This window comes from Jiangella mangrovi (assembly GCF_014204975.1).
Classification (GTDB): Bacteria; Actinomycetota; Actinomycetes; order Jiangellales; family Jiangellaceae; genus Jiangella; species Jiangella mangrovi.
Genome location: NZ_JACHMM010000001.1, coordinates 6,473,157 through 6,498,404, shown reverse-complemented (window position 1 = coordinate 6,498,404; position 25,248 = coordinate 6,473,157). Strand labels below are relative to the sequence as shown.

The 25,248-nt window shown below is 72.4% G+C and carries 22 protein-coding genes; 13 read left to right on the top strand and 9 right to left on the bottom strand.

The annotated features are described in order from the left end of the window. The first annotated feature begins 42 nt into the window (after positions 1 to 42). On the top strand, positions 43 to 2,277 hold the full coding sequence (locus tag HD601_RS29945) for a transglutaminaseTgpA domain-containing protein (protein WP_184828217.1): 2,235 nt from the start codon (positions 43 to 45) through the stop codon (positions 2,275 to 2,277). A 44-nt stretch (positions 2,278 to 2,321) separates the two neighbouring features. On the opposite strand, the gene HD601_RS29940 is transcribed toward HD601_RS29945, so the two are convergent. The 8 genes from HD601_RS29940 to HD601_RS29905 all read right to left on the bottom strand — a co-directional run bounded on the left by HD601_RS29940 (position 2,322) and on the right by HD601_RS29905 (position 10,659). Beyond that, a complete protein-coding gene (locus HD601_RS29940; protein ID WP_184828215.1) occupies positions 2,322 to 2,804 on the bottom strand; it encodes a hypothetical protein in 483 nt (160 codons plus the stop codon). Positions 2,805 to 2,824: 20 nt separating this feature from the next. Beyond that, complete coding sequence (locus HD601_RS29935; protein ID WP_184828213.1) at positions 2,825 to 4,849, bottom strand: hypothetical protein; 2,025 nt, start codon at positions 4,847 to 4,849, stop codon at positions 2,825 to 2,827. A 16-nt stretch (positions 4,850 to 4,865) separates the two neighbouring features. Next, the gene (locus HD601_RS29930) at positions 4,866 to 5,939 is read right to left on the bottom strand and encodes a glycoside hydrolase family 130 protein (RefSeq protein WP_184828211.1); all 1,074 of its coding nucleotides are present in this window, start codon (positions 5,937 to 5,939) and stop codon (positions 4,866 to 4,868) included. Between the two features lie 2 nt (positions 5,940 to 5,941). Then, complete coding sequence (locus HD601_RS29925) at positions 5,942 to 6,781, bottom strand: ABC transporter permease subunit (protein ID WP_221441435.1); 840 nt, start codon at positions 6,779 to 6,781, stop codon at positions 5,942 to 5,944. After that, complete coding sequence (locus tag HD601_RS29920; RefSeq protein WP_184828209.1) at positions 6,778 to 7,740, bottom strand: carbohydrate ABC transporter permease; 963 nt, start codon at positions 7,738 to 7,740, stop codon at positions 6,778 to 6,780. The genes HD601_RS29925 and HD601_RS29920 overlap by 4 nt, the downstream gene beginning before the upstream one ends. A gap of 13 nt (positions 7,741 to 7,753) precedes the next feature. Next, positions 7,754 to 9,055 (bottom strand): extracellular solute-binding protein, encoded by a 1,302-nt coding sequence (locus tag HD601_RS29915; protein WP_184828207.1) that lies wholly within the window; start codon positions 9,053 to 9,055, stop codon positions 7,754 to 7,756. Between the two features lie 29 nt (positions 9,056 to 9,084). Beyond that, positions 9,085 to 10,137: a LacI family DNA-binding transcriptional regulator gene (locus HD601_RS29910; protein WP_184828205.1), complete on the bottom strand. Its 1,053-nt coding sequence runs from the start codon at positions 10,135 to 10,137 to the stop codon at positions 9,085 to 9,087. 138 nt (positions 10,138 to 10,275) lie between these two features. Next, complete coding sequence (locus HD601_RS29905; protein WP_184828203.1) at positions 10,276 to 10,659, bottom strand: VOC family protein; 384 nt, start codon at positions 10,657 to 10,659, stop codon at positions 10,276 to 10,278. 114 nt (positions 10,660 to 10,773) lie between these two features. Here HD601_RS29905 and HD601_RS29900 point away from each other — a divergent pair, with 114 nt between their 5' ends. The 5 genes from HD601_RS29900 (at position 10,774) to HD601_RS29880 (ending at position 14,380) form a co-directional block, all read left to right on the top strand. Further along, positions 10,774 to 11,604 carry a hypothetical protein gene (locus HD601_RS29900; RefSeq protein ID WP_184828201.1) on the top strand — a complete coding sequence of 277 codons (831 nt, stop codon included), beginning with the start codon at positions 10,774 to 10,776 and terminating at the stop codon, positions 11,602 to 11,604. 31 nt (positions 11,605 to 11,635) lie between these two features. Next, entirely contained in the window at positions 11,636 to 12,655 is a 1,020-nt protein-coding gene (locus HD601_RS29895; protein WP_221441434.1) for a DNA polymerase IV, read from the top strand. Positions 12,656 to 12,769: 114 nt separating this feature from the next. Then, positions 12,770 to 13,366 (top strand): sulfite oxidase-like oxidoreductase, encoded by a 597-nt coding sequence (locus tag HD601_RS29890; RefSeq protein ID WP_184828197.1) that lies wholly within the window; start codon positions 12,770 to 12,772, stop codon positions 13,364 to 13,366. After that, positions 13,336 to 14,100, top strand: a complete 765-nt coding sequence (locus tag HD601_RS29885) for an FAD-binding oxidoreductase (RefSeq protein ID WP_184828195.1) — start codon at positions 13,336 to 13,338, stop codon at positions 14,098 to 14,100. Before HD601_RS29890 ends, HD601_RS29885 begins: the two co-directional genes overlap by 31 nt. Position 14,101: 1 nt before the next feature. Then, positions 14,102 to 14,380 carry a DUF6510 family protein gene (locus HD601_RS29880; RefSeq protein WP_184828193.1) on the top strand — a complete coding sequence of 93 codons (279 nt, stop codon included), beginning with the start codon at positions 14,102 to 14,104 and terminating at the stop codon, positions 14,378 to 14,380. A gap of 919 nt (positions 14,381 to 15,299) precedes the next feature. Here HD601_RS29880 and HD601_RS29875 read toward each other — a convergent pair. Continuing rightward, positions 15,300 to 16,322, bottom strand: a complete 1,023-nt coding sequence (locus HD601_RS29875; protein ID WP_221441432.1) for a substrate-binding domain-containing protein — start codon at positions 16,320 to 16,322, stop codon at positions 15,300 to 15,302. A 187-nt stretch (positions 16,323 to 16,509) separates the two neighbouring features. On the opposite strand from HD601_RS29875, the gene HD601_RS29870 reads away from it, so the two are divergent. From HD601_RS29870 to tyrS, 7 genes are all read left to right on the top strand, one after another. Beyond that, positions 16,510 to 18,462, top strand: coding sequence for a glycoside hydrolase family 127 protein (locus tag HD601_RS29870; protein WP_184828189.1), 1,953 nt, complete (start codon positions 16,510 to 16,512; stop codon positions 18,460 to 18,462). A 20-nt stretch (positions 18,463 to 18,482) separates the two neighbouring features. Continuing rightward, positions 18,483 to 19,919 (top strand): ABC transporter substrate-binding protein, encoded by a 1,437-nt coding sequence (locus HD601_RS29865; protein WP_184828187.1) that lies wholly within the window; start codon positions 18,483 to 18,485, stop codon positions 19,917 to 19,919. A 56-nt stretch (positions 19,920 to 19,975) separates the two neighbouring features. Continuing rightward, positions 19,976 to 20,983: a carbohydrate ABC transporter permease gene (locus tag HD601_RS29860; protein WP_184828185.1), complete on the top strand. Its 1,008-nt coding sequence runs from the start codon at positions 19,976 to 19,978 to the stop codon at positions 20,981 to 20,983. Beyond that, positions 20,980 to 21,846 carry a carbohydrate ABC transporter permease gene (locus HD601_RS29855; RefSeq protein ID WP_184828183.1) on the top strand — a complete coding sequence of 289 codons (867 nt, stop codon included), beginning with the start codon at positions 20,980 to 20,982 and terminating at the stop codon, positions 21,844 to 21,846. Before HD601_RS29860 ends, HD601_RS29855 begins: the two co-directional genes overlap by 4 nt. 31 nt (positions 21,847 to 21,877) lie before the next feature. Then, the gene (gene dgoD / locus HD601_RS29850; protein WP_184828181.1) at positions 21,878 to 23,020 is read left to right on the top strand and encodes a galactonate dehydratase; all 1,143 of its coding nucleotides are present in this window, start codon (positions 21,878 to 21,880) and stop codon (positions 23,018 to 23,020) included. A 29-nt stretch (positions 23,021 to 23,049) separates the two neighbouring features. Beyond that, positions 23,050 to 23,670, top strand: a complete 621-nt coding sequence (locus HD601_RS29845; RefSeq protein ID WP_184830276.1) for a DNA-3-methyladenine glycosylase — start codon at positions 23,050 to 23,052, stop codon at positions 23,668 to 23,670. A 78-nt stretch (positions 23,671 to 23,748) separates the two neighbouring features. Continuing rightward, a complete protein-coding gene (gene tyrS / locus HD601_RS29840) occupies positions 23,749 to 25,026 on the top strand; it encodes a tyrosine--tRNA ligase (protein WP_184828179.1) in 1,278 nt (425 codons plus the stop codon). Positions 25,027 to 25,248: the final 222 nt, after the last annotated feature.

Sequence of the window (25,248 nt, the reverse complement as noted above, 5' to 3'; positions counted from 1 at the left end):
ATCGAGGCTCCCGTGCGTCTCACGCAGTGAGGGGGTGACGGCGTGCCAGGTGCGGTCCGGACGACCACGGTCACGGCGCTCGCCGCGCTGCTCGCCGCCGCCCCGCTGCTGAGCCTCATGGCGTCGCCGCGGTGGGCGCTGGCCGTGCCGCCGGCCGTCCTGCTGGTGGCGCTGGCCGGCTGGACGCTGCGCCGGATCGGGTCGGGGGACCTGCTGGTCGTGACCGGGCAGGTCGTCGTCCTGGGCTGGTGGCTGAGCGTGCTCGCGTCCGGCCGGCCGCTGCCCGCGCCCGCCGACCTCCTGACCACCGTCCGGGCCGGCATCGACGTCGTCCGGTCGCACAGCGCGCCGCTGCCGGTCGAGCCCGGCGCCGTCGTGCTGCTGGTCGCGTGCGCCGGCGTGGTGGCGATCGCCGCGGACCTGCTCGCCGCCGGGCTGCGGCGCGCGGGGTACACCGGCCCGGTGCTGGCGACCGGCTACCTCATCGCCGCCGGCGTGCTCGCCGACGGCGTCGCCTGGTACTGGTTCGTCCCGCCCGCGGCCGGCTACCTGCTGGTGCTGGCCGCCGAGGGCCGCGGCCGGGTCGTCGCCTGGGGCCGGGTGGTGCGCGCCGACGACGAGCGGGCGCGGCCGGCCGTGTTGCGCACCGGCCGCAGGGTGGGGCTGGCGGCGGTGTCGGCGGCGGTCGTCGTACCGGCGCTGCTGCCCGGGCTGGGCGACGGCGTCATCGACGGGTCGCTGTTCGCGGCGGGCGGCGACGGCGGCAGCAGCGGCCCCGTCGTCCCCGCCGAGAACCCGATCGTCGACCTGCATCGCAACCTCACCCGGCCGCAGAATCTCCCGGTGCTGCGATACCGGACCCAGGCGCCGGAGCCGGCCTACCTGCGGGTGGCCGTCCACGACGAGTTCGACGGCTGGCGCTGGCACCAGGGGAGCGGGTCGACCCTGGTGCCGGTCGATGAGGGGCTGCCCCCTCCGCCGGGCCTCGGGAGCGAGCCGCCGCTGGCCGCCATCGACATCACGGTCACGGAGAACTACCCGTGGCGGTCGCTGCCGCTGCCGTACCCGCCGCGGCACGTCGACCTGGCGGGGGAGTGGTACGCCGACCCGGACACGCTCGAGATCGCCTCGCCCGACGGCGACCCGCGCGGCCTCTCGTACCGCGCCCAGATCGCCCAGGTCCCGGCCGACGCCCGCCGGCTGCGCTCCGCCCCGGCGCCCGGCGCCGAGCTCGAGCCGCTGGTGCGACTGCCCGACGGCGTCGGCGAGAGCATCGACCCGTTCCTGACGGAGGCCGTCGGCGACGCCCCCACGCACTACGACGCCGCCCGCGCTCTGGAGGCCTGGTTCCGCGAGGGCGGCGGTTTCGTCTACGACACCGACACCGTCGACCCCGGAACCTCCACCGGCTCGCTGCTGACGTTCCTCGACGACCGGCGCGGCTATTGCGAGCAGTACGCCGCGACCATGGCGGTCATGGCCCGGCGGCTCGGCATCCCGGCCCGGGTCGTGGTCGGGTTCCTCCCCGGCGACCCGCTGCCCGACGGCTCCCGCCTGGTCACCGCCCACGACGCGCACGCCTGGCCCGAGCTCTGGTTCGAGGGCACCGGCTGGGTCGCGTTCGACCCCACCCCGCCGGACCGGACCCCGTCGCCCCCGCCGTCGCCGTCGGGCGAGCCGGCGCCGTCGGGCAGCCCGTCGCCAGGCCCGAGCGCGGGTGCCGGCGCGCTGCCCTCCCCGCCCGAGGAGCCGGCCGGTGCCGCCGGTGGATCCTCGGGTGACGACGGCGGCAGCCTGCGGCCGGGCGCGGGTTCCGCCGTCGGCCTCGCCGCGCTGCTCGCGACCGCCCTGGTGGTGGCTCGCTCGGCCGCCACCCCGATCCGCCGCCGACGGCGCTGGCGGTGGGCCGCCGGCGACCCGCACCGCGAGGCCGAGGCGGCCTGGACCGACGTGCGGCTGACCGTGCGCGACGCCGGACTCGGGCCGGCCCCGCCCACGCCGCGCGGGATGGTCGCGCGGGTCAGCACGGCGGTCGCTCTCGATACGGAGGCGCGGGCGGCGCTGCACCGCGTCGCGACGGCGGTCGAGCGGGCCCGGTACGCGCCCCGGGCCGACCCGGTCCCGACGCTGCGCCGCGACGCGCACACCGTCCGCCGCGCCGTGCTCCGGTCGCGGCCGGTCCCGATGCGGCTGCGGGCCACGCTCTGGCCGGCCCGCACGCCGTCGCCGTCCGCCCCCGCGGTCGCGCTTCGCGCGCCCGCCGTCCCTGCCCCGTGATCATCAACCTTTCGTGCCGTGATGGCAGCACGAAAGGTTGATGATCACGGGGATCCCCAGGGGGCGGGGACGATGTCCGGGCCGTCCGGGGTGTCGACGAGCCGCCAGAGGAACGACTCCAGGGTGACGTCGTCGCGGGCGCCGAAGACTCGCAGCAGCGTCGCGACGTCGCCCTTCGGGAGCCGGCGCGCCACGCCGGCGAACAGTCGCGCCGGCTTCACCCCCAGCTCACGGGCGACATGGACGAACGGCGCCAGCGCGACCATCGTGTCGCGCGGGTCGATCATCCGCAGCCGCTCCGACAGCGCGGCCGCCGTCAGGGCGTCGCGCAGCCGGGACTTCGAGCGGGTGCGGAGCGCGACGACCACCTGCCGGGCGCCGTACCGGCCCAGCGCCAGCACGTCGCCGTCATCGAGGGCCGCCACCGTGGCCGCGTCGATCCGCCTCGGCAGGCCGCGGAGGATCCGCTCCGCCCGCGCGTCGCCGTCGCCGGGGATCCGCTCGAGGTTGGGCCGCAGCGGATCCACGACGACAGCATCGCACGCCGTCAGCCGGTCGAGACCACCGCGAAGCCGCCGGGGCGCAGGGTGATCGTCGTCCGCTCGCCGATGGACTGCGACGCGATCTCGCGGCCGGTCCCGTCGTAGACCTGCACCGTGCCCGGTCCTTCGACGGGGACGCGCCGGGGCGAGGACGCCGCGGAGTGCAGCAGCTCCGCCCGGGCCCCGCCGTCACCGGTCAGCTCGAGCCGCGACACCTCCGGCCGGACGAGCAGCGCGTCCAGCTCCACCTCACCGCCCGCCGCCGAGACCGACACCGCCGAGGCCCCGGCCGGCACCGGCCGGCGCAGCGGTTGCGGCAGCAGCGCGCCCGGCACCGCCGTCAGTCCCTGCGCTCCGACACCGTGCCTCAGCGTCCCGACCGCGCGCCCGTCCGCCGTCCACGCCGTCCGCGCGTCGCCGCCCAGCGGCAGCCACGACACCGGCTCGACCAGCCGCGCGCCGTCCGACGCGCCCAGCGAGAACGTCGCCGTCTGCCCGGGCGACAGGGCGAGCAGCGTCCCGCTCCACAGCGACTCGCCCGTCCACGCGGCCGACGGCGCCCGCACCGTCCCGGTCGTCGACGTCGCCGTCTCGGCCTCGACGAGCCGCAGCCCGTCGCGCGCCTCGACCGAGGTCAGCCCCACGGCACGCGACCGCACCTCGTCACCGGCGGCGTCCAGTGCGAGCATCGACAGCTGGCCGTGGATCGTGCTCTCGGCGCCGCTGTTCCGGTTGATCGTCCCGTCGGCCGCGACGCCGTCGAAGGTCACGCCCGTCGCGGGGTCGTACATCGGCTCACCGGCCACGTTGGCGCCGAAGTACCACGAAGCCGTCAGCCCCGCGAGCTCGTCGAACGCCGCCCGCCCCGTCGCCGCCGACACCGCCAGCAGCGACTGCAGCCGCGAGTCGACGCCGTAGGCGATCTGGACGCGCTCGGTCGGCGTCGGCAGCCAGCCGTTGTCGGCCCCGCCTGCCGTGAGCAGCACCGGCACGAACCGGGCCGAGTCGGCGACGGCCGGGCGCAGCAGCGACGGCGACGACAGCGCCGTCGACGCCGCGGCCAGCGACGCCGGCATCTGCGACCCCCACGCGTGCCACATCGACCGCGACTGCGCCCACGGCAGGATCGCGCCGTACGGCCACGAGTCCGCGTCGCCGCCGCCCATGGCCGCGACGCCCTCGGCCAGCTTGCGCAGCGCTTCACGCGCCACGCCATCGGATGGCGCGGCCGCGACATACGCCGACAGCCCCAGCACGGCCTCTGCGGTCGCGTCGGCGCCGTCGACGATGAGCCACGACGGCACCCGCAGCCCGTCGGCGACGGTGAACTCGCCGTAGCGCGTCAGTACCTGCCGGTCGACGGCGTCGACGGCGAGCCGCAGCCGCTCCCGCAGGAACGCCGCGAACTCGGTGTTTTCGGACGCGAACGCCGCGTACCCCTCGCCGAACGCCCAGATCGTCCGCGCCAGCCAGTAGCTCGGCCCGGAGTCGGATGGATCGGGCAGCTCGACCGGCTCCGCGCTCGGGTTCAGCGTGCCGTCGGGCTGGATCCACAGCACGACGTTGCCGGCGTCCGGCCCGCTGACCGTCTGCAGGTAGGCGAGCGAGCGCAGCAGCTCGTACGCGCTGTCGCGGCTGGCGGACGAACCGGTCTGCTGCCAGTGCCGCAGGTAGACGACGGCCGCGCGGGACACGTCGTCGGCGTTGTAGGCGCCCTGCGACCAGTGCCCGGTCGCGGGATCCAGCGCGCCGCCGCCGATCCGCTCGAACATCCCGCCCGGCCGCGCGTCGGCGTAGGTCCACGGGAACGTCAGCGCCGGCTCCTCGGCCAGCCGGTACGTCGTGTGCCCGTCCACCGCGACCGGCGACGCCTCGTCGAGCAGGAAGTCCAGATGCGCGGTGTTCGCGAGGGGCTCGACGGTGTCGGCTTGCGGCCCGACGGTGCCGGCCTGCGGCGCCGCCGTGGCCACCAGCGTCCCCGCCGTGAGCAGTGTGGCAGCAGCGGCCGCCGTCCATCCGATCCGCGCCATGGTGCGCTCCCTTCGGTCAGGTGTCGGTGCGGTCCAGCCGCGCGACGCCGATCTTGCTGTCGGCCATGCCGTAGAAGACGTAGTGCGCGCCGCCGATCTCCTCGATCGCGGTGGGGAAGACGACGTTGGGCACGATGCCGCTGCGCTCGTCGTCGGTCTCGGGGGCGAGCAGCGGCGACGGCGTCCGCGCCAGCACCGTCGACGGGTCGTCGGCGTCGAGGAGCAGCGCGCCGGCGGCGTAGTTGACCCGCTGCTGCTGCGCGATGCCCGAGGCCAGCACGCCGGTGACGCCGTGGTGCAGCAGCAGCCAGCCCTCGCGGACCCGCAGCGGCGCCGGGCCGCCGCCGATCTTCAGCTCCTCGAACGGGAACTCCGGGCCCGCGAGGAACCGGTGCTCGCGCCAGTGCACGAGGGCGCGGAGGTCGGCGAGCACCCCGGCCAGCGGCACGTACGAGATCCAGATGCTGTGCCGCTCGTCGGTGACGCCGCGCGGCAGCACGACGCCCTGACCTGGGCGGATCTCGCCGAGGTCCCACATGGGCCGGTGCAGCACGGCCAGGCTCTCGACCCCGTCCGGCGACACCACCGGCGTCGGGAAGAACACGGTGTCCTTGTTGTGGAACAGGTTGAGGTCGACGTCGAGGTCGTCGTCGTACTCGAAGAACACCGGGCCCAGCCGTCGCCACGACCGCAGGTCCTCCGACACCGCCAGCGCGGTGCGCGGACCCAGGGGCCCGTAGGCGACGTACGTCATGACGTGCAGCCCGAGCGCCGGGACGTACGTGACCCGGGGGTCCTCGACGCCGCCGTGGGCGACGCCGCGCTCCCAGGCCCGGTCCGGCTCGAGCACGACGCCCTCGCGCTCGACGCCGACGGGCACGCCGTCGTCGTCGATGACCACGCGCGCCAGGCCGACGCGTGACACGTTGCCCGCGGCGACCAGCCGGGGGAGCAGGTACAGGACGCCGTCGGGGCCGCGGCCGGACGCCGGGTTGAGCACCCCCTCGGCCTCGTTCGGGTCGCCGTCGCGCGGGGTCATGACGACGCCCAGGCGGGTCAGCGTGTAGGGGATCGCGGTGGAGACGGTCATGCCTAGCCTTTCACTCCGGAATCGAGGTTCGTGGAGGTGAAGTAGCGCTGGAAGACGATGAACAGGACGACGGCGGGAGCCGCCAGCACGACGGCGCCGGCGAGGATCGCGCCGAACGGGTTGGCCGCCGTCGCAGCGATGTTGCCGATGTAGTTGGCCAGCGACACCGCCAGCGGCTGCATCGACTGCTCCTTGGTGATGAGGAACGGCCACAGGAACTCGTTCCACGGCCCGATGAACGTGATCAGCACGACGGTCAGAAGCACCGGCCGGACCAGCGGCAACGCGACGCTCCACAGGGTGCGCAGATCGCCGGCTCCGTCCACAGCCGCCGCGTCGAAGAGCTCGCGCGGCAGCTGCAGGAAGTAGGCCCGGAACACGATCACCGCCGTCGAGTTGATCGCGAACGGCAGGATCATGCCCAGGTAGCTGTCGGCCAGCCCGTAGTCGCGCGCGATCAGCACGTACAGCGGGATCATCAGCAGCTGGAACGGCACCACCTGCACCAGCAGCGCCAGCGCGAACGTCGTGCCGCGCCCGCGCCACTGCAGCACCGCGAGCGCGTAGCCGGCCAGCACGCCGAACACGACCGTCCCGAGCAGCACGCCGCCGGTGAAGATGCCGGAGTTCACCAGCCCCTGCAGCAGGTCGATGCGCCCGTCGATGGCGGCGTAGTTGTCCAGCGTCAGGTTCGACGGGTCCGGGAAGGCGCCCGACGGGGTGGGTTCGGGCTCGGCCTGCAGGGACCCGACGACCATGTAGTAGAAGGGGAACAGGAACGCCAGCGCGCCGATCCCCAGCACGACGTAGCGGCCGACCGTCGCCGCGGCCACGCGCCTCACGACTCACCACCTCCGACGAAGCGCCGCTGCAGCCAGGCGACCAGCAGGACCAGCAGCACGAGGATCACCCCGATGGCCGCGGCCACGCCGGGCGAGCCCTGCTCGATGCCGCGCTGGTACATGATCAGCACCGGCGACGCGGACGCCCCGTTCGGCCCGCCGCCGCCCGTCAGCAGGTACGGCTCGGTGAACAGGTTCGCGCCGGTGATCGTCGCCAGCAGCACCACCAGCACCGTCGCCGGCCGCACGGCGGGCACCGTCACCGACCGGAACGTCCGCAGCCGCCCGGCGCCGTCGGTCGCCGCCGCCTCGTACAGCTCGCGCGGCACGTTCTGCAGCGCCGCCAGGTACAGCAGGATGTAGAACCCGAGCTGCTTCCAGGTGACGAAGAACGCGATCGACGGCATCGCCCAGAACGAGTTGATCAGCCACGGCGGATCCGGCGCCAGCGGCCCGAGCACCTCGTTGACCAGGCCGTTCCCGCTGAACAGGAACAGCCACACGCCCACGACCGCCACGGACGCCGTCACGTACGGGACGTAGAAGGCGACCCGCAGGAACGTGCGGGCCCGCACCACCTGGTTGAGCAGCGTCGCGAGCACCAGCGACAGCAGCACCGTCAGCGGCACGTTGATGAGCAGGAAGATGCCGATGTTGACGAACGAACGGCGCACGTCCGGGTCGCTCAGCACCGAGGTGTAGTTGTCGAGGCCGACGAACGGGCGGTCGACGTCGGCGCCGGGCGCGGCGAAGAAGTAGTCGTGGAACGAGATCCACACCGCGAAGCCCAGCGGGAACGCGAACACCACCAGGACGAACGCCAGGTACGGCGTGCTGAACAGCAGCCCGGCCGGGTTCTTGCCCAGGACGCCGAGGATGCCGCGGCGGCGGGCCGGCCGCCGGGCGGGCGACGGTGCTGCGTCGCCCGCCGGCGGGGCGCCCGTGTCGACGACCGTCATGTCCGGCCGCCCGTCAGGACTGGCCGGCCAGGCCGTCGATCTCGTCGGCGGCGCCCTGCAGCGACTCCTCGACATCGCCCTCGCCGAAGATCACCGACTGCGACCACGCGTCGCGCAGCGTCTGCCACACCGCGACGGCGTTCGGGACGTTCGGGACCTCGACGGTGCGCGCGGCCTGGTCGCCGAACGCCTCGTAGGCCGGGTTCGCGGAGAAGTAGTCCGGGTAGGTGCCGGGCAGGTCCTGGCGCACCGGCATCTGGCCGGTCATCTCCAGCAGCAGGCCGTCCTGCTCCTCGCTGGTGGCGAACTTCAGCACGTCCCACGCCGTCGCCTGGTTCTCGCAGGCGGTGTAGAGGCCGATGTTCTTGGCGTCGCTGAAGGTGTACGTCTCTTCGGCCGGCGTGCCGGCGGAGGTCGGCACCGGCACCGCGCCCCAGTTGACGTTCTCGCCGTAGACGCTGATGGCCCACGGGCCGACGATGGCCATGGCGGCCTGGGCGTCGGCGAACGAGTCGCCCTGGTAGGCCTCGCGGCTGGCCAGGCCCTCGTCGTAGAGCGTCTTCCAGAACTCCGCGACCCCGAGGCCGGCGTCGTCGGTGAACGTCGCCGCGCCGTCCTCGACCAGCGCCGTGCCGCCCGTCTCGGCCGCGTACAGCGGGTAGAAGTCGAACCAGTTCTGGAAGAACTCGCTGGTCGGGGCCGGCCAGATGGCCTTCGGCGCGGCGCCGGACGACACCAGCGTGCGGGCCGTCGCGAGGAACTCGTCGTACGTGCCCAGCGGCGGGTTCTCGGGGTCGAGGCCGGCCGCGGCGAACATGTCCTTGTTGTAGAAGATCATCACCGGGTTCGACTTCCACGGCAGCTGGAAGTACTCGCCGCCGGGGGAGCGGTACTGCTCGGCGATGTCGCCGCTGCGCTCCTCGACGTAGTTCTCGCCGTCGTCGAAGCTCGACAGCGACACGAGGCCGCCCTGCCGCTCGAAGTCCGGCACGGCCACGGGGGCGGTGTTGAAGATGAGGCAGGGCGCGTTGCCGGCGGTGATGGCCGCGCCGATGACCTCCTCGCTGCTGGCGCCGGCGGGGATCTCCTGCGCCTCGATCTGCTCGTCCGGGTTCTCTGCGTTCCAGGCCTCGACCATCTGCTGGCCCCAGGCCACCTCGGCCTCGTTGTTGGAGTACCAGATGGTGATGTCTCCGCGGCCGCCGTCCTCGCCGCCGCCTCCGCCGGAGGTCTCGTCGTCGCCTCCACAGGCCGCGACGGTGAACAGGCCGGCCGCCGCGGTGAGGGCGGCGGCGACTCGGGTGCGTCGTTGCACGGTGTCTCCTTCTGTCGTCCCGGACGGCGTCAGCGGCCGGTCCGGGTGGGGGGTTCGGAGGGTTCGCTGTACGGAGCCGTGGATTCGCGCGGCACGAAGCGCGCGGGCGGCAGGTCGGTGTCGCCGGGCTCCTCGCCGGCGATCGACCGCAGCAGCACCCGCGCGGCGACGGCGCCCCAGCTGACCGCGTCGGTGGCCACGGTGCTGAGGGAGGGGAAGAGGTGCTCGCCGACGTCGCTGCCGTCGAAGCCGGTGATCGAGAGCTCCTCGGGGACGCGCAGGCCCGCCCGCTGGGCGAAGCCGAGCCCGGCGATGGCCATGGGGTCGTTCGCGTAGACGATGGCGGTGGGGTAGTCCGGGCCGGCGAGCAGATCGCGGGTCGCGAGGGCGCCGTCGGCGGCCCGGAACTCGGTCTCGACCACCAGGTCGGCGGGCAGGCCGGCCGCGGCCATGGCGTCCTCGAAGGCGTGACGGCGACGGCTGCCGTGCAGCATGCGGGCCGGACCGGCGACGTGCGCGATGCGGCGGTGGCCCAGCCCGACCAGGTGCTCGACGGCGGCGGCGATGCCGGCGCGGTCGTCCATGGAGACGGCCGGGAACGGCGACGGCGCCTCGGGGTGGCCCAGCGTGACGGCCGGGATCTGGAGCTCCTCGGCGAGCGCGATGCGGGCGTCGTCGTGGCGGAGGTCGGTGACGAACACGCCGTCGACCCGGCGGTCGGCGACCAGCTTGCGGTAGGCGGCCAGCTCGGCTGCCTCGTCGGGGACGACGCTCAGCACCAGAGCCTGGCCGGCCGGGGCGAGCTCGCGCTCGATGCCGGCGATGAACGACGGGTAGAACGGGTCGCCGGTGATGATCTCCGGATCCCGCGTGATGACCAGGCCCAGCGCGAACGCCCGGTCGACCGAGAGCGCACGGGCCCGCAGGTTCGGCTGCCAGCCCAGCTCGCGGGCGGCCTCGAGGATGCGCTCGCGGGTCTGCGCCGAGACGCCCGGGCGGCCGTTCAGAGCGAACGACACCAGCCCCTTGCTGACGCCCGCGCGCTGGGCGACGTCGGCGATGGTGGGCCGGGCGGCGGGCATGCGGTTCCCCTCGACGATGAGTGCTAAACCGGTTTAGAGTGGGAGCCTATACCGGTTTAGGCCCGGTCGCAAGGGTGGTCCGGTGTGGTGCGGTGCCCGCGCGGGCGGCCCGATGCCGGCGCCGGCGTCAGGCGGGCGTCAGCCGGCGGCGGACTGCCAGAGGCCCATGACGTTGCCCTCGGTGTCACGGAAGTACGCCGCGTACCCCATGCCCATGACCTCGGTCTTCGGCAGGACGGTGGACCCGCCGAGCTGCTCGACGGTGGCCAGCGCCGCGTCGACGTCGGGCACGTCGAGGGTGATGATCGGGCCCGGTCGTGCGTCGTCGCGGGTGAACATGCCGCCGTTGATGGCGCCCGGCTCCTTCGGCCGGCCGGACTCGTCGGCCGGCGTCGTCATGGCGATGGTGTAGTCGACCTCCGGCATCGGCGTGAGCTCCCAGCCGAACGCGGCGCGATAGAACTCGCGGGCCCGGTCGAGGTCGTCGGCGGGAACCTCGAAGTGCACGACTTGTCCGGTCACGATGACCGCCCCCTCAGTGGCTGTAACCGCTCTACGGGGCGAGCGTAGACCCGTTCGCGGGGTACGGCTGACGTAGATTCGAGGCAGCAGCGGCACGCGACGAAGGAGCCGACCATGGCGCACAGTCCCAGGACCATCCAGGCGGGCGACGTCCAGGACGAGCGGGTGGCGCGGCTGGCGCTGAGCGCGGCCTACACCTGGGCGTATCTGCCGACGGTGCTCGACGACGACGGCCGCGCGGTCGACAACGCCGCCGTGGTCAACGGGCGGCTGTGGGCGCTGCGGTTCGACGAGCACCCCACGGCCGCCATGACCGACGACCTCGAGGCGCTGGCCACCGAAGGCCTCATCTGCCGCTACGCCGTCGACGGCCAGTCCTACCTGCACGACCCCGCGTGGCGACGGCGGCAGCGGCTGGTCCGCCCGGAGAGGTCGGCGCTGCCGCGCTGTCCGGTGCACGACTCCGGCATCCGCGAGTTCGTCGGCGACACTCTCACCTCGGTGCAGGACCAGGTCAGCTCCATCCTCGGCGGCGCGGCCACCAGCGCCGGCACCACCAAGGTCCGCGACACCGTCGCCCGGCTGGTCGAGGACGTCACGTTCCCCGTCGACCCCAGCAGGGCGACGGCGTACGGGCAGCGCATCCGCGACTTCCTCGGCGGCGCCCCGGCCCGCCACGACGACGATCCCGCCGACGCCGAGCGGTTCCCCGTCGCGGGCAGTCCCGGGGCCGGCGCTGGGGCCGCGGCCGACCCGCCCGAGGTCGAGTACGACGCCCATGGCAGCGCGGTGACGAGGGACGCGGGGGAGGCGAGCCCCGCGGAACCGCAGGCTGACGCCGTCGTCGATGAGGGCGGGGACGGCGCCGCGGGCGAGCAGCGGGCGCCGGGCGAGGTGTGGCGCGACGCCACCGACGACCCGACCCCGGGGAGCAAGGCACCCTGACGCTGTCGGTGCGAGCGGCCACAATGGCCGTGTGACCCGCTGGGTGCTGCACGTCGACCTCGACCAGTTCCTCGCCGCCGTCGAGGTGCTGCGCCATCCCGAGCTGCGGGGCAAGCCGGTCGTCGTGGGCGGCGACGGCGACCCCACCAAGCGCGGCGTCGTCGCCACGGCGTCGTACGAGGCGCGCGCGTTCGGCGTGCACTCCGGCCTGCCCATGCGCACGGCGCTGAAGCGCTGCCCGGACGCCGTCTTCCTGCCGTCGGACAAAGAGGCGTACGAGGCGGTGTCGGCCGACGTCATGGCCACGCTGCGCGAGTTCGGCACGGTCGAGGTGCTCGGCTGGGACGAGGCGTTCGTCGACCCCGGCGAGGACGATCCCGAAACCGTCGCGCGGCGCATCCAGCGGCGTGTGCGCGAGGCCACCGAGCTCGAGTGCACCGTCGGCATCGGCGAGAACAAGCTCCAGGCCAAGCTCGCCACGGGCTTCGGCAAGCCGGCCGGCGTCGCCACGCTGACCTACGCGTCCTGGTTCGACGTGCTCGGCGACCACCCCACCGACGCGCTGTGGGGCATCGGCGCCAAGACGGCGAAGAAGCTGGCCGAGATGAACATCCACACCGTCCACGATCTCGCGACCACGCACCCCGACGTCGTCGCCGCCCGGTTCGGGCCCGCCACCGGGCCGTGGCTGGTGCGCATCGCCCGGGGCGTCGCGTCGGCGCGGGTCACCGGCGAGGCCTGGCTGGCCCGCTCGCACGGCAAGGAGACCACGTTCCAGCAGAACCTCGAGGACTGGTCCGAGGTGCAGGCCCAGGTCGTGCGGCTGGCCCACGACGTCACCCGCGAGGTCGTCGCCGAGGGCCGGCCCGCCGTCCGCGTCGTCGTCAAGGTCCGCTACGCGCCGTTCTTCACCTCCACCCACGGCCACAAGCTGCCCCAGCCCACCAGCGACGGCGACGCGCTCGCCGCGGCGGCCCTGGTCGCGCTCGACCGGTTCACCGACCGCAGACCGGTCCGGCTCCTGGGCGTTCGTGCCGAGTTCGGTGGTTGAGGGCCGCGACATCCCGAATGCTCTGGACTCCTGGGCCGGGGGAGAGGACCATGTCCGCCAGGGTGGGAGGGGCGCGTGCCCGCAGGCGCGACGCGGGGAAACGGGGTTGGAACTATGGGGATCGTGTCTCCGGGGTTCCGGAGGAAGAGGCGTGACGACGTCAGGCTGCCGCCGGGCCAGTACCTGACCGAGGACTTCCCGGTGCTGTCGGCCGGGCCGACGCCGTACGTCCCGCTGGACCGGTGGGAGTTCACCATCACCAGCGAGACCGGCCAGTCCTACCAGTGGTCGTGGGACGAGCTGCAGGAGCTGCCGGCCGAGGAGCCGACGGTCGACATCCACTGCGTCACCAAGTGGTCCAAGCTCGAGACCACCTGGCGCGGTGTGTCGCTCGACCTGCTCATGGAAGAGGTCGAGACGACGGCCGACTTCGCGCTCGTGCACTGCTACGGCGGCTACACCACCAACCTGCCGCTCGAGGACCTCCTCGACGGCAAGGCGTGGGTCGCCTACGAGTTCGAGGGCGACGAGCTGGCGCCGCAACACGGCGGGCCGGCCCGGCTGCTCGTGCCGCACCTGTACTTCTGGAAGTCGGCGAAGTGGGTGCGCGGCATCCAATTGCAGGAGTTCGACGAGCCCGGATTCTGGGAGAGCGTCGGCTATCACAACTACGGTGACCCATGGCGCGAACAGCGCTACCAGGGCGATTGAGCCCCCGGCTCGAGTGGCGCGTCGCAACCCTCGCTGACTTCGTCGACGAGACCGCGACCGCGCGCACGCTGCTGCTCGACGTCCCCGGCTGGCCCGGACACCTGCCCGGGCAGCACGTCGACGTCCGGCTCACCGACGAGGACGGCTACAGCACCCAGCGCAGCTACTCGCTGGCCGCCCCCGCCGACGGTGAGCGCGTCGAGCTGACCATCCAGCGCGTCGAGGACGGCGAGGTGTCGCCGTACCTCGCCGACACCCTCGCCGTCGGCGACCCCATCGAGCTGCGCGGACCCGTCGGCGGCTGGTTCCTCTGGCATCCGTCGCGCACCGCGCCCGTGCTGCTGGTCGGAGGCGGGTCGGGGATCGTGCCGCTCATGGCGATGGTCCGGGCCCGGCGGCAGGCGAGGAGCCGGGCACCGTTCCGGCTCATCTACTCCGTCCGCACGCCCATGGACCTCATCTACGCCTCCGAGCTGCGCCGCTCCGCCCGCGACGACGGCGGCCTCGACATCACGACGGTGTACACGCGGTCGGCGCCCGAGGCCTGGCCCCGCCCGCCCGGCCGCCTCGGCCTCGACGACATCGAGCGGTTCGGCTGGCCGCCGCAGTTCGAGCCCACCTGCTTCGTCTGCGGCCCCACCGGCTTCGTCGAGCACGTGGCGACGACACTGGTGCACCTGGGTCACGATCCGCGCCGGATCCGCACCGAACGCTTCGGCCCGACTGGAGGATGAGATGGTGACGAACGCGTACGAGTACGAGGACGGCAACGCGCTGGCCGGCCCCCTGTCCGAGCTCTTCGCCGTCGACGTCACCGCCGCGACCGGCCGGTGCGTGTCGTGCGGCGACACCGGGCGGGTCGCTGACCTGCGGGTGTACGTGAACGCGCCTGGTTACGTGGCCCGGTGCCCGGGGTGTGACCACGTGATGCTCCGGCTGGTCCGTTCCCCGGACGCGGCGTGGTTGGACCTGCAGGGGACGTTGTCGTTGCGGGTCCCGATGCCTCCGGGATGATCTTTCTCGTTCTGCGGGGATTGAGGTTCGGCGGTGGGGTCCGAACGTGGGTCGGGCCCCTGCTGTCTCGATTGTCGAGGGCGCGGCGGCGCGCCTCAAGTCCACGCCCTCTGTGGTTGCTTCGCTGCTGTGCTTCCGGGGCTTGGACTTGACCCGCGCCGCCGCGCCCTCGCCTTTCACAGCACCAGGGCCCCCTCCCCGGAATGGACCCGGCCCTCAGACCCGCCGTGCTCCTGTTCCGCTGGCCGCTGGCGGTTCCGCTGGGGGTGTTCGGCAGGTGGTTCTGCTGGGGTGGGGTCGCGCCGGCCGCTGGCGGTGGTGGTGACGCCCGGCAAACCGGCTCACGCCTCGGAATCCGGCGCTTGCGGCCCGGAATCCGCTGCCAACCGCCGGTTTCCGAGGCGTCCGCCGGTTTCCGAGGCGTCGCGCCGCCCTGATTCCATGATCATCAACCTTTTGGGCTGCTCTGGCGACACCAAAGGTTGATGATCATCGGCTGGGTGCTCGAGATGATCACGTTCAGCACGAGTTCTCGTGTCGTACTACGCCTGTAGGCGTGTTGAGGGTCGGGTAATCGTGGTGATGGCCCGCCAGGCGGCCTGGTAAGCGGTTGCCTGGCGGCGTCACGAGGTGTTCTCCTGCTTCACGAGGTCTGCAGGCCTGGTGGAGCAGGGAATTGGGTGCTGTACGTGGTCATTTCGAGGCCGGCGGGGCCGTCACCCACGGCGGGACCGGTCGCCACACCTCAGCGGAGCCGTCAGCGGCCGGCGCAAAGACAGAACAGCGGGGCTGGGGGCCGGGGTCATTCTGGGGGAGGGGTCCCTGGTGGTGCTGTGAGCGCGCCCGACAATGGAGAGCAGCAGGGGGCCGGCCAACTCGGCGAACCCGGCGCACGGTCACCCGGCGAACGTAGAACTCCTCAGAACCCCAGATCGGGCTCCACCAACCGCACCCCGGTCGACTCGCGCAGCATCAGCCACGCCGGCACCGTCTCGACCCCACCCTCGACGGAGCGGCCGGCGATCATGTCGAGGAGCCGGGTCGCCGCGAGCTGGCCCACTTCGCGCAGGTTCGGGTCGACGGTGGTGAGCGGCGGCCGGCAGCCGGCGGCCATGGGCTCCCAGTTGTCGAAGCCGATGACGGCGATGTCGCCGGGCACCCGTAGTCGCCGGTCGCGCAGGGTCTCGACCACGCCGCGCGCGATCTGGTCGGACCCGCAGAAGATGGCGTCGGTGTCGGGGGCGGCGTGCAGCAGCATCTCGACGGCCCGCCGGCCCCAGTCCTCGCTCCACTCGCCGTAGAACACCTGCCCGCCCGCCAGTGACAGGCCGGCCTCGTCGAGCACCGCGCACAGGCCGGCGGCGCGTTCCTGCGGGTCGGCGAAGCGCTCGGGCCCGGTGATGTGGCCGATGCGGGTGCGTCCGCTGGCCAGCAGGTGCCGCCCCGCGATGGCGCCGCCGCCGACGTCGTCGGTGGTGACGCAGAAGTCCGACGGGTCGCTGGACTGTGCGATGACGTAGACCACCGGTACGCCCGACGCCACCGCGAGCGGGGGCCGGGTCTGCTTGCGGCGGCCGGCGACGATGATGCCGTCGACCCGGCGCTCGTCGAGGGTCTGCGCGTGGTGGTGCTCGCGGATGGGGTCGTCGCGGGTGTCGCAGAGGAAGACGGAGACGCGGTCGGCGCCGAGGGCGTCCTCGACGCCGAGCATGAGCGGGTTGCCGAACCGGCCGAAGCGGTCGGTGGTGATGACGGCGACGGTGTAGGTGCGCCCGGACTGCAGGCTCTGGGCCAGCGCGTTGGGCCGGAACCCCAGGTCGCGCGCGGCGGCGAGGACGCGGGCGCGGGTCGCCTCGCGCAGCTGTCCGCGGTTGTTCAGCGCCTTCGAGACCGTCCCGACGGACACCCCTGCGCGCGCGGCGACGTCACGGACGGTGGGCACCCGCTGGGACACCGTCGACCACCCCTTCCAAGCCCTGGCGGGCCGGCCCGCCGCGATGATCCGCTCATTGTGCTTCCGCTTGACGAGTTCTGGCGACGCACACTAGCGTGCCGACAGAAAACCTATTCCGGATGTTCACCATACATCCTCGCCACGCGCAGGAAAACAGTTTCCGAGCGGAGCAGCTATGACAGAGTCCACGCCGGCCGGCCCGGTGGCGCCGTCCGCCGCGGCTGCCGTCAGGCTCCGTCCGCTCGGGGTCGGCCAGGTGCGCATCACCGGCGGCCTGGCGGGTGAGTGGCAGCGCCGCACGCGTGAGGTCACGGTCCCGACGGCGGTCGCCCTGGTCGAGAGCACCGGCACGCTGCGCAACCTCGAGATCGCGGCCGGCGAGGCCGACGGCGGGTTCCAGGGCATGCATTTCGCCGACTCCGACGTCGCCAAGGTGCTCGAGGCGGTCGCCTGGCGGTTGGCCGCGCACGGGCCGGACGACGATCTCCGCCGCACCGTCGACCACTGGACCGGCGTCCTCGAGCGCGCCCAGCGCCCCGACGGCTACCTGAACTCCTGGGTCCAGATCACCGCGCCCGACCGCCGCTACGGCGCCCTCGTCTCCAGCCACGAGCTGTACTGCTACGGCCACCTCATCCAGGCCGCCGTCGCCCTCGACCGCGCCACCGGCGACGGCCGCCTGCTCGCCGTCGCCCGCCGCGTCGCCGACCACGTCGTCGCCGAGTTCCTCCGCGCCGGCCGGCCCGACCTCGACGGCCACCCCGGGGTCGAGACCGCGCTGGTCGAGCTCTACCGCCACACCGGCGAACGCTCCTACCTCGACCAGGCCGCCGACTTCGTGGAACGGCGGGGTCACGGTCACGCCGGGCGGTCCGACCGCGGCTCGGTCTACCTCGTCGACCACGAGCCCGTCCGCACGTCCACCACGCTCAACGGGCACGCCGTCCGAGCCCTCTACCTCGAGGCCGGTGTCGTCGACGTCGCGACCGAGACCGGCGACGACGAGCTGCTGGCCGCGTCGGTCCGGCGCTGGGAGGACACCGTCGCGCACAAGACGGCCCTCACCGGCGGGCACGGGTCCCGGCACCTGTTCGAGGCGTTCGGCGACCGCGACGAGCTGCCGCCCGACCAGTCGTACAACGAGACCTGCGCCGCCGTCGCGAGCATCCACTGGAGCTGGCGGCTTCTGCTGGCCACGGGCGAGGCGCAGTTCGCCGACCTCGTCGAGCGCACGCTCTACAACACCGTCGCCGCCAGCACCAACGTCGACGGCGACCGGTTCTTCTACGTCAACGCGCTGCAGCGCCGCCCCGACGCCACCCCGCCGCCCAAGGGCGGGCGCCGCCGTGCCTGGTTCACGTGCGCCTGCTGCCCGCCCAACGTGGCGCGGCTCCTCGGCTCGCTCGGCCACTACACGGCCACCACCAGCGCCGACGGCGTCCAGCTGCACCTGTTCGTCCCCGCAGAGATTCAGGCGAACGACGGCGTCCAGCTCAGGGTCGCGACGGAGTACCCCGACGACGGCCGCGTCCGCGTCACCGTCGACGCCACGCCCACGACGCCCTGGCGGCTCGAGCTGCGGCTCCCCGCCTGGAGCGCCCCCGGCCGCACCGCGCTCACCGTCGCCGGCACCCCGGCCGACGTCCGTCCGGACGAGCGCGGCTACCTGGTCGTCCACCGCGCGTGGCGGGCCGGTGACACCGTCGAGCTCGACCTCGACGTCGCGCCGCGGCTCACCTACCCGCACCGCCGACTCGACGCGCTGCGCGGCACCGTCGCCGTCGAGCGCGGACCGCTCGTGTACTGCTTCGAACAGGTCGACCAGCCCGCCGGCGTCACGCTCGACGACCTCGCGCTGACCGGCGGCGACCCTCTGACGGCGCACCAGGAGAGCAGCCTCGGGCTGCCCGGCCCGGTCACCGTCGTCGACACCGGGGCCGACGTCCTGGCCGCGCCGGCCCACGACGGCCCCGTCCACGACGGCCTGCCCTACGGCGCCGCCCACGCGGCCGCCCCGGCCGTCAAGGCCCGGGTCACCGCCCGGGCCGTGCCCTACCACCTCTGGGACAACCGCGACGGCGGCGCCATGCGCGTCTGGTTGCCCCGCTCACCCCGATCCACCCGATGAACCCGACAGGAGATCCGACGATGCCTCTCTCCACGATCCGCCGCCGGCCGGGCCGGCGCCGTCTCGTCCTGGCGCTCACCGCGGCCGCGGCCACGCTCGCCGTCGCCGCGTGTGGTGGTGGCGACGACACCGAGGGTGACGGCGGCGAGTCGTCCGAGCCGCTGACCTTCTGGACGCTCGAGTCCGAGCCGAACCGCGTCGCCCGCACCGAGGCCAACCTCGAGCGGTTCACCGAGCAGACCGGCATCGAGGTCGAGCTGGTCACCGTCGAGGAGACCGCCGTCCCGCAGCAGATGATCACCAACGCCGCGTCCGGCACCCTGCCCGACGTCGTCGACCACCCCATGGTCATGACGAGCCGGTGGCTGGCCGACGGGCTGCTCGACGCCGAGGCCGCGCAAGAGGTGGTCGACGAGCTCGACCCGTCGACGTTCCGCGAGGCGGGACTCGACTTCGCCACCGTCGACGGCACCGTCGCCGCCGTGCCCACCTCGGGCTGGGGCCTGATCATGCACTACCGCAAGGACTGGTTCGACGCGGCCGGCCTCGAGCCGCCGACGTCGTTCGAGAACATCCTCGCCGCGGCGCAGGCGCTGCACGACCCCGACAACCAGCGCTACGGCATCGTCCTGGGCAACGACCCCGGCCACCAGGTCACGCAGCAGATCTTCGAGCACTTCGCGCTCGGCAACGGCTGCCAGCTCATCGGCGAGGACGACCAGCTCGCCCTCGACGACGAGCGCTGCGTCGAGACGTTCGAGTTCTACGACGAGCTGCTGCAGAACTACTCGCCGGCCGGCACGTTCAACAGCGTCGACCAGCGCGCCGCGTACCTCGCGGGCCAGGCCGCCATGATGCCGCAGGGACCGTTCACGCTGCACCGCCTCGCCGGGCTCGAGGACGCCGAGCTGGCCAACTGCGCCGAGTGCGCCGCCGACCCCGGCTACCTCGCCACCAACACCGGCATCGTGTCCGAGATCGAGGGCTTCCACGGCGACACCGCGCAGTACGGCCGCATCAGCAACCTCGGCATCACCGTCGACGCCGACACCGAGAACGCCCAGGAGCTGGTGAAGTACCTGGTCGGCGACGGCTACACCGAGTGGCTCGCGCAGGTTCCCAACGGCATGATCCCCATGCGCACCGGCACGCCGGACAACCCCACCGAGTTCGTCGACGCCTGGCAGGACCTCGACATGGGCGTCGACCGCGAGGGCACGCTCGTCGAGTACTACGGCGAGGACACGGTCACCGAGCTCGTCGACGGCGCGCAGAACTTCGACGCGTGGGGCATCCAGCAGGGCTTCGGCGAGCTGGTCGGCGTGCTGTACGAGCTCACGACCATCCCGGCCGCCGTCGGCGACGTCCAGAACGGCGTCCTGACGCCCGAGGAGGCCGCGGCCGACGTCCAGCAGAAGCTGACCGACGAGCTCGACCTCATCGAGTCCGCCGGCTGACCCCGCACGCTAGCCGAAGTGCGCTTCTCAGCTGAGGCTCAGGAGGCCGGGAACCAATGACCACCACCACGCAGGCGCCGCCGGGATCCGACCGGCCCGGCGGCGCCACGCACCCCGGCAAGCGCGACCGCAAGCTGTCGCTGTCGCGCCGCCGGGAGGCGCGCTTCGCCTACCTGCTCCTGCTGCCGGCGATCCTCGCCACCGTCGTCCTGGTCGTGCTGCCGGTGCTGTGGAACGTCACCATCAGCCTGCAGAGCCTCCGGCTCATCGAGCTACGCAACTTCACGCCGTTCGGGTTCCTCCAGGCCGAGCTCGGTTTCGACAACTTCCGGCTGGTGACGGGGCAGCGCGAGTTCTGGTCGACGGTGGGGCGCACCGTCGTCTACGCCCTGCTCGGCACCACGCTGTCGCTGCTGCTCGGCGTGTGGGCCGCGCTGGCCATGCGGCGCCCGTTCCGCGGCCGCGCCGCGGTGAAGGCGCTGCTGCTGGTGCCGTACGTGCTGCCGGTCGTGGCCGCGGCGTTCGTCTGGCGGACCATGCTGTCGCCGCAGTACGGCGTCGTGAACGCCTGGGGACAGGACTGGTTCGGCTGGTCGCGGGTCGATTTCTTCGGCCAGCAGAACATCGACCTGCCGCTCGTGGGCACCGTCCCGCTGGCGTTCAGCACCGTCATCGCATTCGAGGCGTGGCGCTACTTCCCGTTCGCGTTCATCTTCGTCTACGCGCGGCTGCAGGCCATTCCCAAGCACCTGTACGAGGCGGCGACCATCGACGGCGCCACCATCACCCAGCAGTTCCGCCACGTCACGTTCCCGGCGCTGCGCGGGGTGCTGGCGGTGCTGTTCCTGCTGCGGTTCATCTGGAACTTCAACGACTTCACCAACATCTACCTGCTCACCGGGGGCGGCGCCGGCACGCGGGTCATCTCCATCGAGATCTACGAGTGGCTGATCGGGCGGAGCAACCCCGGCGCGGCGGCGGCGCTGTCGCTGATCCTGGCCGCGGTGATGCTCGTCGTCCTGACGGTGTACGTCCGCTGGCAGGCGAGGAGGGACCAGACATGAGCCGGCACGCGTTCGAGGAACGGTTCTTCCGCATCTTCCGCTGGGTCAGCATCGCGTTCTTCATCTGCATCACGGCGTTCCCGCTGATCGTCATGCTCGGGTTGTCGTTCCGGCCGGTGTCGTCGCTGCTCAACGAGCCCAGCCGGCTGCTGCCGCGGCTGTCCGAGATCGACCTCGACGGCTACACCCGCATCCTGTCCAGCCGCGAGGACGGCGGCTTCGGCTTCGGCGGCTTCATCGGCAACAGCGCGTACATCGCCGGCGTCACCGTCGTCCTGTCGCTGACGTTCGGCATCTTCGCCGCGTACGCCGCCACCCGGCTGCGCTACCGGGGCGCCTCGTTCGTCAACGCCTCGATCCTCATGGTGTACCTGTTCCCGCCGCTGGTGTTCGCCGTGCCGCTGTTCGTCATGTTCACGCGCATGGGCATGCGGCCGTCGTTCACCGCCGTCATCATCATCTACTTCGCCTACACGCTGCCGCTGGCGCTGTACATGCTGCGCAACTACTTCAGCAGCGTCCCCGTCGACATCGAAGAGGCGGCACGCATCGACGGCGCCTCCCGGCTCGGCGTCATCCGGCACGTCATCGTCCCGCTCTCGGCGCCGGCCATCGCCACCGTCGGCATCTACGTGTTCATGTCGGCGTGGGACGAGTTCCTGTTCGCCCTGCTCTTCCTGGTCGAGGACCGCGACTCGTGGACCGTCGCCCTGGGCATCAACCAGCTGGAGGCGAACGTCGGCACCCCGACGACGGTGCTCATGGCCGGCTGTGTGGTCATCACCATCCCCGTCGTCGTGGCGTTCTCGCTGGCCCAGCGTTTCCTCACCGAAGGACTCACGTCCGGCTCGGTGAAGGACTGACCCGTTCAGTAGACACCGTGGAGAAGACACCGTGATCGTGACCGATGTTCGTCCCCTCCTGCTCGACCGCTACCTGCTGGTCGAGGTTCGGACCGACACCGGCCTGACCGGGCTCGGCGAGTCCGGTGCGTGGGGGTTCCTCGAGGCGTCGGCGGGGGCGGTCGAGGCGCTCGGCCGCTACCTCGTCGGCAAGGACCCGCTGCTCATCGAGCACCACTGGCAGTACATGTACCGCTCCAGCCACTTCGGCGGCTCGGCGGTCATGGGCGCGCTGAGCGCCATCGACATCGCGCTGTGGGACATCAAGGGCCAGCACTACCAGGCGCCGGTCTACGACCTGCTCGGCGGCAAGGTCCGGTCGAAGGCGCGGGCCTACGGTCACGTCTTCGGCTCGACGCGGCAGGAGCTGGTCGACGGTGTCATCGCCGCCAAGGCGGCCGGGTTCACCGCCGTCGGCCACCTGACGCCGTTCCTCGACGAGCCCTTCTCCGAGCCGTACTTCGAGACGCACGCCCAGAAGGTCGAGGGCGCCATCGACGCCGTCCGGCAGTACCGCGAGGCCGTCGGCGACTCCGTCGACCTGTGCATCGAGATCCACCGCCGGCTCACCCCCACCGAGGCCGTGCAGGTCGCGCTGGGGATCGAGCAGTACCACCCGATGTTCATCGAGGACCCCGTCCTGCCCGACAACGCCGACGAGATGGCCTACGTCGCCGACAAGATCAACATCCCCATCGCGACTGGCGAGCGGCTCACCAGCATCTGGGAGTTCGACATGCTGCTGCGCCGCGACGCCGTCCAGTACGTCCGCCCCGACGTCTGCCTGGTCGGCGGCATCACCGGCGCCAAGAAGGTCGCCGCGCTGGCCGAGGCCCGTCACGTCGGCGTCATCCCGCACAACCCGCTGAGCCCGGTGTCGACGGCGGCCTGCCTGCAGATCGCCGCCAGCGTGCCGAACTTCGTGCTGCAGGAGTACCCGCTGGGCGAGGACGAGTTCCCGAAGAAGGACATCGTCGAGCGCGCCTACGGCTACGACGGCGCCGGCTTCCTCACCATCCCCGACGTGCCGGGCATCGGCGTCACGCTGCGCGAGGGCGCGGTCGAGGCGGCGCCGCCGAAGCCCTGGGAGATTCAGACCCGGCTGCATGTCGACGGGTCGGTCATCGACCAGTAACCGATACTGGCGCCGTGACGACGGCGACGATGGAGCGTGCGTTCCTGGCCCGGCCCGGCCTCGCGGTGGCCCCGGACCTCTTGGGCTGTGTACTGCGGCACACGACCCCCGAGGGGACGGTGGCCGTGCGGCTGACCGAGGTCGAGGCCTACCAGGGCTCCGAGGACCCCGGGTCGCACGCGTTCCGCGGCCCCACCCCGCGCAACGAGGTCATGTTCGGCCCGGCCGGGCACCTGTACGTCTACTTCACCTACGGCATGCACTTCTGCGCGAACGTGGTGTGCGACGTCGAGGGGACGGCGACAGCTGTCCTGTTGCGCGGTGGTGAGGTGATCCAGGGCGCGCCACTGGCCGCGACGCGACGGCTGTCCGCACGGTCGCCGCGCGACTACGCGCGCGGTCCGGCCCGGCTGGTGTCGGCGCTCGGACTGGGCCGGTCCGACAACGGCGCCGACCTGTGCTCGTCCTCGTCGGCGACCCAGCTCCTGCCGGCAGCCGACGCCGTCGACCCCTCCTCGGTGCGGACGGGCCCGCGGGTCGGAGTGAGCGGGCCGGGCGGCGACGGCGTCAGCTTCCCGTGGCGGTTCTGGCTCGACGGGGAGGCGACGGTGTCGCCGTACCGCCCGCACGTGCCCAAGCGCCGGAAGTGATTGGCCTCGCTCGGCAGGGGTGCGGAATCATGGGGGCGTTGTGCTGTTGACCACCCACGAGGAGACCGAGGACCGACCGTGACCGACATCCTGGACGAGCTGCACTGGCGCGGGCTCATCGCGCTGTCCACCGACGAGCAGGAGTTGCGCTCCGCTCTGGCAGCCGGTCCGGTCACCTATTACTGCGGGTTCGACCCCACGGCGCCGAGCCTGCACATCGGCAACCTCGTGCAGATCCTCACGGTGCGACGCCTCCAGCTGGCCGGCAACGATCCGCTGGCGCTGGTCGGCGGCGCCACGGGGCTCATCGGCGATCCGAAGATGACCAGCGAGCGCTCGCTGAACGACCGCGACATCGTCGCCGGCTGGGTCGAACGCATCCGCAAGCAGATCGAGCCACTGCTCGACTTCGACGGTCCCCATCCGGCCCGCATGGTGAACAACCTCGACTGGACGTCGCCGATGTCGGCCATCGACTTCCTGCGCGACATCGGCAAGCACTTCCGGCTCAGCCGCATGCTGGCGAAAGAGACGGTGAGCGCGCGGCTCAACAGCGATCAGGGCATCAGCTTCACCGAGTTCAGCTACCAGATCCTGCAGGGCATGGACTACCTCGAGCTGCACCGGCGCTACGGCTGCGTCCTGCAGACCGGCGGCAGCGACCAGTGGGGCAACCTCACCAGCGGCGTCGACCTCATCCATCGGGTCGAACGGCAGTCGGTGCATGCCCTGGCCACGCCGCTCATCACCAAGGCCGACGGCACCAAGTTCGGCAAGACCGAGTCCGGCACCGTCTGGCTCGATGCCGAGATGACCAGTCCGTACGCGTTCTTCCAGTTCTGGATGAACGCCGAGGATCGCGACGTCATCGGCTACCTCAAGGTGTTCAGCTTCCGATCACGCGAAGAGATCGCGGCGCTGGAACAGGAGGTCGCCGACAAGCCGGCGGCGCGGTCGGCGCAACGGGCGCTGGCGTCCGACGTCACGTCACTGGTGCACGGCGAGCACGAGACCGCGAAGGTCATCGCCGCGTCCAGGGCGCTATTCGGTATGGGCTCGCTCGAAGAGCTCGACGCCGGAGTCGTGAAGGCCGCCCTGGACGAGGCGGGGGCGCCGGTGGTCGAGGCGGGGGAGGAGCTGCCCTCGTACGTGGACCTGTTCGTGCGATCAGGGCTCGTCGACTCACGCTCCGCGGCCCGGCGGGCGATCTCCGACGGCGGCGCGTACGTCAACAACGTGCGGCTCGATCCCGGCCTTTCGCCGGAAGATCGTCCCGCCCGCGATGATCTTCTGCACGGCCGGTGGCTGGTGCTCCGCCGCGGCAAGCGGACCGTGGGCGGCGTCGAACTCGCGTGATCTTGCCGCGCAAGGCGCTGACCTGCGCAAACGCGGATGAGACGGCCGTCACAGTAATTCACCGGATCTGGATTTGACTCCCGCTCCCTGGGACCGTAAGTTTCTCTTCGGCTCGCAGGGAGCGGGACGCCGGAAACGGCGGCCGGCCGGCAGAGTCACCCACTACTTCAGCTCGCTGGGACGACCCATGTCCGGGTCCGATCGGAGCGGTAGCGGGAACTG